Annotated in this window: 13 protein-coding genes; 6 read left to right on the top strand and 7 right to left on the bottom strand. The window is 59.7% G+C overall.

Annotated elements, in window-relative coordinates; all coding sequences use genetic code 11:
• The coding region (locus tag ABNU97_RS16030; protein WP_348767682.1) for an alpha/beta hydrolase at nucleotides 1-627 on the top strand (627 nt) is incomplete at its 5' end.
• Nucleotides 628-708: 81 nt separating this feature from the next.
• On the opposite strand, the gene ABNU97_RS16025 is transcribed toward ABNU97_RS16030, so the two are convergent.
• The 7 genes from ABNU97_RS16025 to ABNU97_RS15995 all read right to left on the bottom strand — a co-directional run bounded on the left by ABNU97_RS16025 (nucleotide 709) and on the right by ABNU97_RS15995 (nucleotide 5,668).
• Nucleotides 709-1,665 (bottom strand): TIGR01777 family oxidoreductase, encoded by a 957-nt coding sequence (locus ABNU97_RS16025; RefSeq protein ID WP_348767681.1) that lies wholly within the window; start codon nucleotides 1,663-1,665, stop codon nucleotides 709-711.
• 154 nt (nucleotides 1,666-1,819) lie between these two features.
• On the bottom strand, nucleotides 1,820-2,233 hold the full coding sequence (locus ABNU97_RS16020) for a hypothetical protein (RefSeq protein ID WP_348767680.1): 414 nt from the start codon (nucleotides 2,231-2,233) through the stop codon (nucleotides 1,820-1,822).
• 182 nt (nucleotides 2,234-2,415) lie between these two features.
• Nucleotides 2,416-3,447 carry an ATP-binding protein gene (locus ABNU97_RS16015; RefSeq protein WP_348767679.1) on the bottom strand — a complete coding sequence of 344 codons (1,032 nt, stop codon included), beginning with the start codon at nucleotides 3,445-3,447 and terminating at the stop codon, nucleotides 2,416-2,418.
• A 144-nt stretch (nucleotides 3,448-3,591) separates the two neighbouring features.
• Nucleotides 3,592-3,795 (bottom strand): hypothetical protein, encoded by a 204-nt coding sequence (locus ABNU97_RS16010; protein ID WP_348767678.1) that lies wholly within the window; start codon nucleotides 3,793-3,795, stop codon nucleotides 3,592-3,594.
• Nucleotides 3,796-3,910: 115 nt separating this feature from the next.
• A complete protein-coding gene (locus tag ABNU97_RS16005) occupies nucleotides 3,911-4,189 on the bottom strand; it encodes a hypothetical protein (RefSeq protein WP_348767677.1) in 279 nt (92 codons plus the stop codon).
• Between the two features lie 89 nt (nucleotides 4,190-4,278).
• The gene (locus ABNU97_RS16000) at nucleotides 4,279-5,169 is read right to left on the bottom strand and encodes a hypothetical protein (protein WP_348767676.1); all 891 of its coding nucleotides are present in this window, start codon (nucleotides 5,167-5,169) and stop codon (nucleotides 4,279-4,281) included.
• A 178-nt stretch (nucleotides 5,170-5,347) separates the two neighbouring features.
• Complete coding sequence (locus ABNU97_RS15995; RefSeq protein WP_348767675.1) at nucleotides 5,348-5,668, bottom strand: hypothetical protein; 321 nt, start codon at nucleotides 5,666-5,668, stop codon at nucleotides 5,348-5,350.
• Between the two features lie 528 nt (nucleotides 5,669-6,196).
• On the opposite strand from ABNU97_RS15995, the gene ABNU97_RS15990 reads away from it, so the two are divergent.
• The 5 genes from ABNU97_RS15990 to ABNU97_RS15970 all read left to right on the top strand — a co-directional run.
• Entirely contained in the window at nucleotides 6,197-7,045 is an 849-nt protein-coding gene (locus tag ABNU97_RS15990) for a bifunctional allantoicase/(S)-ureidoglycine aminohydrolase (protein WP_348767674.1), read from the top strand.
• On the top strand, nucleotides 7,042-7,734 hold the full coding sequence (locus tag ABNU97_RS15985) for a GntR family transcriptional regulator (RefSeq protein ID WP_348767673.1): 693 nt from the start codon (nucleotides 7,042-7,044) through the stop codon (nucleotides 7,732-7,734). Before ABNU97_RS15990 ends, ABNU97_RS15985 begins: the two co-directional genes overlap by 4 nt.
• Nucleotides 7,735-7,777: 43 nt before the next feature.
• Nucleotides 7,778-8,710, top strand: coding sequence for an allantoinase PuuE (gene puuE / locus ABNU97_RS15980; RefSeq protein WP_348767672.1), 933 nt, complete (start codon nucleotides 7,778-7,780; stop codon nucleotides 8,708-8,710).
• Between the two features lie 47 nt (nucleotides 8,711-8,757).
• Entirely contained in the window at nucleotides 8,758-9,297 is a 540-nt protein-coding gene (locus tag ABNU97_RS15975; RefSeq protein WP_348767671.1) for an ureidoglycolate lyase, read from the top strand.
• Nucleotides 9,294-9,701 (top strand): cytosine permease (locus tag ABNU97_RS15970; RefSeq protein ID WP_348767670.1); only part of this gene is annotated, 408 nt, incomplete at its 3' end. The genes ABNU97_RS15975 and ABNU97_RS15970, both read left to right, overlap by 4 nt.

The following is a 9,701-nucleotide window of genomic DNA, read 5'->3' as shown; positions in this document are numbered from 1 at the left end:
GCCGACGACGCCTCCGCCGACAGCATGGCCCAGACCCTGGGCCATTTTGTCGATGCCATCGGCGCACAACGCTATGTGCTGGTCGGCCACTCCATGGGCGGCGGCGTCGCCGCACTCTTCGCCATGGCCCGCCCGCAGCAGGTGCGCGGGCTGGTGCTGGTGGACAGCGCCGGCGTCTATGCCGACAACCCCTCGCCGGTCATGCAAGCCATCGCCCAGGGCGACAACCCGCTGGCGATTGAAACGACGGCCGACTACCAGCGCCTGCTAAATGTGGCCATGGCCAAACCGCCGTTCATCCCCGACAGCATCCAACAGGCCCTGGCCACACGGGCCGTGGCCCACCGCGCCGCCTACACGCAGATACTCGACAGCCTGCTCAACACCCAGACCCACCTGCCGCCCAGCACCTTCCATATGGTGCTGCACTCCCTGCGCATGCCCACACTCGTGATCTGGGGCCGCAAGGACGCCATCTTCGATGTAAAAGTCACCCAGGAACTGGCAGACAATCTGCCCAACGCCACGGTCACCGTCTTCGACGACGTCGGCCATACGCCGATCCGCGAAGCGCCACGGCGCACGGCGGTGGCTATTGATGGGTTTGTAGGTGGGCTGGTCGACTGACAGACAAAATCGACCGTTCGAAGGCGTTCCCGAGTATGCACGACCAACGAGGCGCCATTTGCTTCAGTAACCGCCTGTGCATCAGACCGTTATCTCAACGAGGTCGTCCAACGCACTATCGATCGTCGAGTACTCGAACCGGTAGCCCGATTCCAGCGTTCTCTTGGGCTTTACGTTCTGCCCCTCCAGGAGAATGGAAGCACGCTCGGCGCCCACCACGCGTTTAATCAGCCAGCGTGGCGCCGCCCACACCACGGGTCGCTTCAGCTGCCGCGCGAAGGCATGGGTGAACTCATGGTTGGACACGATACCCGGCGCGACGGCGTTGTAGCGGCCTTGAAGCTGCGGGTTGTCGATCACGTGCAGCAGGATGCCCACCATGTCGTCGATATGGATCCAGGGGAACGGCTGCCTGCCATGGCCGATGGTCGCCCCCATGCCCAGACAGAAGGGCAGTCGTATGATGGGCAGAAAGCCCCGCGCGCGGCCGATTCGCCATAGCTTGCCGATATAGGACTTGCGCTCCACGGCGCCGAGCACCACGCCGATCCTCACCTGCACATGCCGGGTACGGCTCGTGTCGATACCTTCCGCAGCACGCTCCCACTGGCTGACCAGCTCGGCCGGGAAGTCGATACCCATCGGCTCGGACTCTTCCGTTAACTCGGGATAGGCCTGCTCGCCGTGGAGCTCGGCCGTGCCGTAAAAGCACTTGCCGGCGGTGGATACGAACACTTCGGGCGGCGACGCCATACGGTTGATCGCCGCGACCAGGGCTTCGGTTGTTTCAACGCGCGAGGCCAGCACTTCATCACGATACGCTGGCGTCCAACGGCGGGTGAGATCGAGAATATGCTTGCCGGCCAGGTTGACGACAGCGTCGCATGCAGGAAACGGCTCATCCTTGACCTGGGCCCAGGTAATTCGCCCCTCACCAGCAAACCGCGAAATCAGCGTGACGCGATCGCCCCGCTCGCGAAGCCGCTCCGCAAGGGCCGTGCCAATGAACCCGCTGCCACCGCCTATAACGACATGCATATTGCTTCTACCGGCGTCATGTCGCTCGCGTCCCTCGCCTATCACGACTACTTCCCAAGATACTGCCCCCCCCAATGGGATAATAGCGGAGCATTAGTGCTCGTACGTTGCAGGGCACGACGTGCGAATCGGTCAATGAACTTACCTGGCGGGCTCACAGTAGTGGATTCTCGGCGCGATCGGCGAGATTCGATCGCTCCCCAGCCGGCGACTCTATTCCACATACTGTCCCCGGATCACCGAGATTCACGTAACCCACGATCGATAGCGGAACGGCGCAGAGTTCCAGCCGATAAAACACCAGCACATCGTCGACACTTCCGAGTACCGCGCTGGCGCGAACCGCCGTGTCGGCGCCGATATACAGCGTTGCGAATACGCTGGCGACCACGAAATGATAGGCCGCTCGACGTTCCCGTTGTCCCGGCTTGCGTAAAGACAACGTGAAGACCACGAACAGCACCGACAATGTCGCCGTGATGCCCGTGGACATGATCTTGAGTGCAAGCACCCACAGATCGAGCTGTGATGCGCCATCGAAACCGCTGAGAATCACGTCGTTGCCCATGGCGCGACGCTTTGCTCCTTGATCCAGGTTGCCGCCAAGCCAGACGTTATCTGCCCGCCCTCACCGGCGATCCGGGAGGACAGTATATGCAACTCCTTATTTCAAAACGCGCTCAGCGCAAAGCACGTCGATCAGGCGTTCGATTTGAATATACTGTCACCGTATTACCGATTTCCTATGTTTCACTGTTGGCGATTCTTATCGCCTAGAACTTTGACAAGGAACTCTACGGCAGCGTGATTGTAGATTATCGGAGTAACAGGTGGGACTTCCCCTGTTTCAAGATATTCGTCTTCCTGTTTCTTGTTACGAAAGTTGTATGCAGAATAATCGGAATTATTTTTCAGATCATTTTCTTGGATACATCGCCATACATGGTGGCGACCCACGGCGGGCAGCAATCGCTGGACTTCGGCAGCCAGCTCCATAGCCGAAAGCGGATAGTTCTTTGTTAAGTTCTCTTTGACATGCTTAATGACCTCAACTTGATCCACCGGCACTACGTCGCCGACAAGTTGCAATGCTGTCGCACCATCCTTTTCCACAAACTCGCCTTGCTTAATAAACTTCAGCTTAGCGGCGAGCTCCTCATCAAGAACCATAATTCGCGTCTCATCTTTTTCGATGAGAGCATTCTCAGTATCCAAAATGGCAGCATTTTGCGGGCCCGCGCGACCTATTTTGGACATTAAATCTATCCACTGCTGATTATTTTGCTCGATTCGATGGCTGATTATATTTTCAAGCTCAGCGCTCTGAATTCGTTGCGTTCGCCCTCCATAACGAAAGTATATTTCACCATTTTTGATCGTTTGGTCTTTACCCTCGTCCTTGCGGGCAATAACAGGCTTTGCGCGCGCCGGCAAGACTCGGAAGACGCCAAATCGCATGTTGTCGATATCTACAATCGCCTGTGACCATTCAATATCTGATGAGAAAATTTCGAGCAAAAATCCTGTAATCTTTTCGGGATCGATCTTTTCGAACTGATCGATCGATTTTTCGGACATTCCACTCAGGATTCGAGGTGCATCTTTCACCCCTATGATTAGATAGCCTCCTCGATTATTCGCAAACGCGGCGAAATCTCGGAAGTAGTCGGCCAACGCGGCTAGGTTAAATTGCTCCTTGAACTCAAGCTCTTGTCCCTCGCGATGATATAAGCGCCCACCATTGAGGCGTAGTAACTCTTTAACTTTTGTTTCATCAATCACGGAGACAACTTGTCCTCAACATGTAGTGCCGAGCGGGAGGCCGACGGGCATTACTCGTTCGGCCCTCTTTCTACTCCATTTAAATGACCTAAAACTTGTTTCTTTGATCTAACACTGGAATTGACCGGCGGCGCAGCCGTACGCTTAGACCTCTGGCTCGTCAACAGGAGCGACATGGCCTTTCTTGATTAGATTGCGAAGAAGCATTTTTGCTACTTGTTGCTCCGAGAGCCCCCCGAGCTGCGTCGATTCGTAACCTCGGTCTCCGTAGACAGTGACGACATTCTCGTCCAAAGAATAATCAGCTCGATAGAGCTTCCCGTTAAGCTCAAGTTCGATATTTCCCATGGTCTCTCTATGCTATCCGTTAAGGTCTAACGCTTAAGCTTCGTTGTCGCCGAAGCGCGGACGGAACCCAATACGCAGTAGCGCTTTGGGCGGTCAACTGCAGCGATTCGTAAGATCAAACATCAATCTCATGGGTCCACTGAGGCGACCAACCTCCGGACAAATAGTCAACCAGGTTTTTATCACCATAAAACCTAATTCGACCCCCTTGGCCATAAGCTAATGCAGATTGATCCACTTTCAGACCGGCATTTCTTGCGGCGGCAGTAAGTTCAGTCAGCAATTCGCTATTGGCTGATTCTGTGTTGGAGGTCGACCGTGCGTCGAACACGGCAAAGTCAATCCACCCTCCTGCCCGAGCCCGCTCTCTCAAATGCGCAAGCTTTACTTTCATAACGTACTCCCCCTCTTTTATCTAACGCCTAAGCTCAGTTGTGGCGGCGTAGCCGACATCAACTGCAGCGCCAAGTTAGGCGCACTTGTTCAAGGCCTATCAATTAGCTCGCCAATGGCACGAGACCAACGCTTGTTATGAATAAGCCGTTCTTCTTGAAGCCCGCCCTGCAGGATTTCTCGTTTGGTGTAGCCACTGATTTGCTCCCAGTCGTCTCGAAAAACGTAAGTCGCATTTCCGGTATGAGGACTCTCTAATACGTACCTTTGTTGGTCGGTAAAACCGAATACAACGTAGTCACTGAACCCTCCAACCCCAACCGCAACGAAGTCGGGGCTGTGCCGCGTGATTTTCCTGATGCGTTCAGTCGCAACTGCACGTTCATCCTTTGGAAGCTTCTTAAGATAGCTATCTAGCTCTTTACGCGCACGGTCGAATGGAAATTCCCCTGGCGGAAGAATACTCCATTTCACGCTACGGACTTGGAGTGGAGCGGCCAAATCGGGAGCTACTACGTCGAACGAAGGGAAGATCTCAAGAAATAAATTAAGCAGTACAACGATGTCCGCTTCTGGTTCATCACGGCGAATCACACGCGATGCAGCGACCAGTTTGCCGTCCTTCTCCACGGCCGTAAGTTTTTCTTCCGGGGGCGGAATAAGGTCCCGAGGATATGCTTCGTAGTCACGGTTCTGAATTCCCGTATGTTCTTTTCCATGCCAGTCTTGCCACGATGTATGAATCATGCGCGAGTAGGTTTCCATTGGCAGATCTCGGCGCACTATCTCCTTGCCCTGAGAATTGAAGCTCGTAGCTTTACCAACTACTTGCGGCAGGATTGTTTCACCAGAGGTAGGAATTTCTTCGAACCCGATTCTGCTGGCTAGATCTTTAGTCAACTCAGGGCTTACTAGTCGAAACTCCGGCGAGCGTTTAATTAGCTTTCTATAGACTGAAAGCGTACGCACTTGTTTTGGCATCTTTCCTTTCCGCTTTTCAATGGCCTAACGCCAAATATACGCACGAAGCTACGTATAGCGCTTAAAGAACTTTTCGCGTCGCAACAGCATAGCGGCCGAACTGTGCGCCGCAGAGGGCTTTGCAGATTGCTATACGAGTTCGCAGTCTTGTCGATTAGGTATCGAGTACTTAGAGCGCTCACCACTCCGGAATCCCTCGCTCGCTCAATACCACCCGGTTCCCCGCCGCATCGAACCGCGTCAGTTCCTGACGCCCTCTCCGACAACGCACGAACGTGGCATTAATCACACCGTTCGATTCGGCGAAACATTCTTCCTTGGAACGCGGCGCGATGGTGATCCATTGCGGCTGGCTGTTTATGAGCGGCTGCATGGCGGCCTGGCTGACGCCGCTGCTGAAGCTGCCGACCGCACGGCCTAGCGCATTGGCGGGGTCGGCTTGTGCAGCCGTGGTGGCGCCGGCGAGTAACGCCAGCGCGGCGATGATTGGATAGTTCATGCTCCCCCTCGTCTCACGCGGCAGCTCGCCGCGGGCCGGCTGGTACGCAGGCGCGTCGCCAAAGCCGAAACGGCAACATTCCATAAAACGCGTGGCGAAGGAAGGGACTCGCGGCCGCGCCATTATTCGCCATTCGTCGCAGGGCGCGCCGGATGCAAGGCCGTGCAATGGGTACGGTTATTACCGTGAGGCAGCTGCTGCACGCATTTGGACTACGCGAGCAGTCTAGTAGTCAAACGGCGCTAGTGCGACGCGCAATCTCGCGAGTCGGAGCGCTGCAAGAACTTGAACCGATGGCAGCAAGCCGGGCGTGGCCTGCCTATCGACTCGCCCCGTAATGCCGCTGTCGCTGTCCTCTGCCTGAGGCGGCGCAATCTCTCTACTGCCCGACTCGAAGGACTTTGCTATCGCTGGCCACGCCATGCGATGCGGTGGCTTAGACGATTGTCTACTGTGCCTGCCATGAATTGTATCCAATCATGTCAACCGTTAGTATCCAGATAACTCTTTCGTCGAGCGATACCCACGATGACCGACCGCAGCTACGCATTCCCGCCCGGCGGCCTGCCGCCGCAGACTGATCGCACGGTCGATCGCGCCGTGTTCAAGACCGCCTATGCGGTGATTCCGGCCGGCACGATGCGGGATATCATCACCAGCAAGCTGCCGCACTGGCGCGATACGCGGGCCTGGATTCTGGCGCGGCCGCTGTCCGGCTTTGCCGAAACCTTTGCCCAGTACGCGATGGAAGTCGCCCCCGGCGGCGGCTGCGACCAGGGCGAGCCGGCGGCCGGCGTGGAAGGGGTGTTGTTCGTGCTCGCCGGCCGTGGGTCGCTAACGCTTGGCGGCGATACGCACACGCTGCGTGCGGGGAGCTATGTATTCCTCGCCCCGGATGCTCCTTGGTCGCTGCACAACGACGGCGACGAGCCGCTGCGTTTTCAGTGGATACGCAAGGCCTACGAGCCAGTGGCCGGCATCGCCGCGCCGGCCTCGTTCGTGACCCACGATGACGACGTGGCTCCCGCCTACATGCCGGACTGCAACGGCGTGTGGGCGACCAGTCGCTTCGTGGACGCCGACGATCTGTCGCACGACATGCATGTAACGATCGTGACCTTCGAGCCGGGCGGCGTGATTCCGTTTTCGGAAACGCATGTGATGGAGCACGGGCTGTACGTGCTCGAAGGCAAGGCGATCTACCAGCTCAACGAAGACTGGGTAGAGGTCGAGGCCGGGGACTTCATGTGGCTGCGCGCCTTCTGCCCGCAGGCCTGTTATGCCGCCGGGCCGGGGCGTTTTCGCTATCTGCTGTACAAGGACGTCAACCGCCACCCGCGCATGGATCCGCTCGCCCGGCCAGGGGCTGGCGCATGAGCGACAAGCAGGACGAGACGCTGCCGGTCGATCGCCGCATCGAGGCGGACATTACCCGGGCGATCTACGACCAGCGCATGCCGCCGGGCACGCGCCTGTCGGAGGAACGCCTGGGCGAGCTGTACGACGTGAGCCGTACGGTGGTGCGCAAGGCGTTGTTCCAGTTATCCAGCCGCAAGCTGGTGGAAATTCGCGCCAACCGCGGCGCGCGGGTGGCCCAGCCGAGTGCGGCACAGGCGCGCGAGGTGTTCGCCGCCCGGGCCACGCTGGAAGCCGCCATGCTCGAAGACAGCATGACGCGCTTCACGCCGGCCGATATCGCGGCCCTGCGCGCCACGCTGGCACACGATCACCACGGCCCGGCAAGCGAAACCGACGCGGCCGAGTCGATCGCCGAATCGGGCGATTTTCATCGCGCGCTGGCGCGTCTGCACGGCAACCCGGTGTTGCGCGATTTTCTCGACGAACTGATTGGTCAGACGTCGCTGATTATCGCCCTGTATCGCCCGCGCGAAGCCGAGCTGTGCTCGCACGACGCCCACGACGAACTGCTGGACGCCATCGAAGCCGGCGACGGGGCCACCGCCCGCCGAGCCATGCACGAGCACCTGATGGCCTGCCTCGACGCCCTCGAACTCCAGCCGGCCGGCCCCAACGCCCTGGCCGACATGCTCGGCCGCGCGCGCTGACCGGCCACCGCCCAACCGTTTACCCGACCCGGATACCGTTGCCATGAGCGAAACCGATATCGACCGTTCCTACCCTCGCGATCTCGTCGGCTATGCCGGCCAGCCGCCGCATGCCCAATGGCCGGGCAATGCCCGCATCGCGGTGCAGTTCGTCATCAACTACGAAGAAGGCGCAGAGAACAACATCCTCCACGGCGACGCGGCCTCCGAGAGCTTCCTGTCGGAAATGGTGGGCACCGACGCCCGCGAAGGCGTACGCCATATGAGCATGGAATGGCTCTACGAATACGGCAGCCGGGCCGGCTTCTGGCGTTTGCTGCGCCTGTTCACCGAGCGCGATCTCACCGCGACGGTGTTTGCCGTGGGCATGGCGCTGGAGCGCAACCCGCAGGCGGCCCAGGCAATGATGGATGCCGGCTTCGAGATCGCCTCCCACGGCTGGCGCTGGATCGACTATCAGCACGTGGATGAAGCCACCGAGCGCGAGCATATCGCCAAGGCGGTGGCTGCCATCGAGCGCACCACCGGGCAGACGCCGGTGGGCTGGTATACGGGGCGCTGCGGGCCCAACACGCGCCGGCTGGTGGCCGAACACGGCGGCTTTCTCTACGACGCCGATTCCTATGCCGACGATCTGCCCTACTGGGAAGACGTCAACGGCGAGCCCCAGCTGATCGTGCCCTACACGCTGGATACCAACGATATGCGCTTTGTCGCCCCGCAGGGCTTCAACAGCGGCGAGCAGTTCTACAACTATCTGAAAGACGCCTTCGACGTGCTCTATGCCGAGGGCGACACCGCGCCGAAGATGCTGTCGGTCGGCCTGCATTGTCGTGTGGCCGGGCGCCCGGCCCGCGCGGCCGCCGTCGCCCGCTTCCTGGACTACGTGCGTTCGCACGACGACGCCTGGGTGTGCCAGCGCCAGGACATCGCCCGCCACTGGCGCGCCACGCATCCCTGTAACGCCAATAAATAAAGGACCGCGTTCGCGGCCCGACACAAGATAAAATCGGAGGAGCCCCGATGCCCGAAAACACCCGGCCCGACCGGCCTGCGGTACTGCGAGCCGAGCCGCTGCGCGCCGATACCTTCGCGCCGTTCGGCGACGTGATCGAATCCACCACCACGCCGAACGCCATCAATCAGGGCATGGGCGAACGCTTTGCCGACCTGGCCACGCTGGAGCTGGACGCCGACGGCGGACGCCCGACCATCAGCCGCGTGCGCTGCCAGCCGGAAACGCTGCCGGTGGTCCTGCGCCTGATGGAACGCCATCCGCTATCCAGCCAGGCATTCGTGCCGGTCGACGGCCAACGCTATATCGTGGTGGTCGCACCCGCCGGCGATGCGCCCAAGCCCGAATCGCTGCGGGCGTTCGTGGCCAGGGGCGATCAGGGCATCAACTACCGGCGCGGGGTATGGCATCACCCCATGATCGCTCTCGATGACGTCTGCGAATTCGTGGAAGTACATCGCGCCGGGCCCGAGGCCAACTGTGACGAAGTGGCCATCGACGCGGCCATGGCCGTGGATGTGGCCGACACCACAGGAGGCCAGCGATGAACGATCACGCCGCTCCCGCAGGCACCGCCGACGTCGACTACACCGGCCGCCCGGCCGACGTGCCCAAGCCCAGCCCGCGCCTGTACAACAACGACCTCGCCCCCGTGCAGCGCGACTTTCGCCCCTGGGGCGCTTACAACGTGTTCACCCTGTGGGCGAACGACGTCCACAGCCTGGGTAATTACACCTTTGCCATCGGCCTGTTCGCCCTCGGCCTGGGTGCCTGGCAGATCCTCACCACCATGCTCATCGGCGGGCTGGTGCTGTTCGTCATGCTCACCCTGTCCGGCTTCGTGGGCGAGCGCACGGGCGTGCCCTTTCCGGTTATGAGCCGGATTGCCTTCGGCATTCACGGCGGGCGTATTGCCGCCATTGCCCGCGGCGCGGTGGCCATCGTCTGGTTC

The organism is uncultured Salinisphaera sp., assembly GCF_964012375.1.
GTDB lineage: Bacteria > Pseudomonadota > Gammaproteobacteria > Nevskiales > Salinisphaeraceae > Salinisphaera.
This window is presented reverse-complemented; position numbering and strand designations above follow the sequence as displayed.

Bases quoted from the DNA above. Each gene is read 5' to 3' on its own strand.
- ABNU97_RS16025 (WP_348767681.1), bottom strand. From the start codon at position 1,665: ATGCATGTCGTTATAGGCGGTGGCAGCGGGTTCATTGGCACGGCCCTT.
- ABNU97_RS16020 (WP_348767680.1), bottom strand. From the start codon at position 2,233: ATGGGCAACGACGTGATTCTCAGCGGTTTCGATGGCGCATCACAGCTC.
- ABNU97_RS16010 (WP_348767678.1), bottom strand. From the start codon at position 3,795: ATGGGAAATATCGAACTTGAGCTTAACGGGAAGCTCTATCGAGCTGAT.
- ABNU97_RS16005 (WP_348767677.1), bottom strand. From the start codon at position 4,189: ATGAAAGTAAAGCTTGCGCATTTGAGAGAGCGGGCTCGGGCAGGAGGG.
- ABNU97_RS16000 (WP_348767676.1), bottom strand. From the start codon at position 5,169: ATGCCAAAACAAGTGCGTACGCTTTCAGTCTATAGAAAGCTAATTAAA.
- ABNU97_RS15995 (WP_348767675.1), bottom strand. From the start codon at position 5,668: ATGAACTATCCAATCATCGCCGCGCTGGCGTTACTCGCCGGCGCCACC.
- ABNU97_RS15990 (WP_348767674.1), top strand. From the start codon at position 6,197: ATGACCGACCGCAGCTACGCATTCCCGCCCGGCGGCCTGCCGCCGCAG.
- ABNU97_RS15985 (WP_348767673.1), top strand. From the start codon at position 7,042: ATGAGCGACAAGCAGGACGAGACGCTGCCGGTCGATCGCCGCATCGAG.
- puuE (WP_348767672.1), top strand. From the start codon at position 7,778: ATGAGCGAAACCGATATCGACCGTTCCTACCCTCGCGATCTCGTCGGC.
- ABNU97_RS15975 (WP_348767671.1), top strand. From the start codon at position 8,758: ATGCCCGAAAACACCCGGCCCGACCGGCCTGCGGTACTGCGAGCCGAG.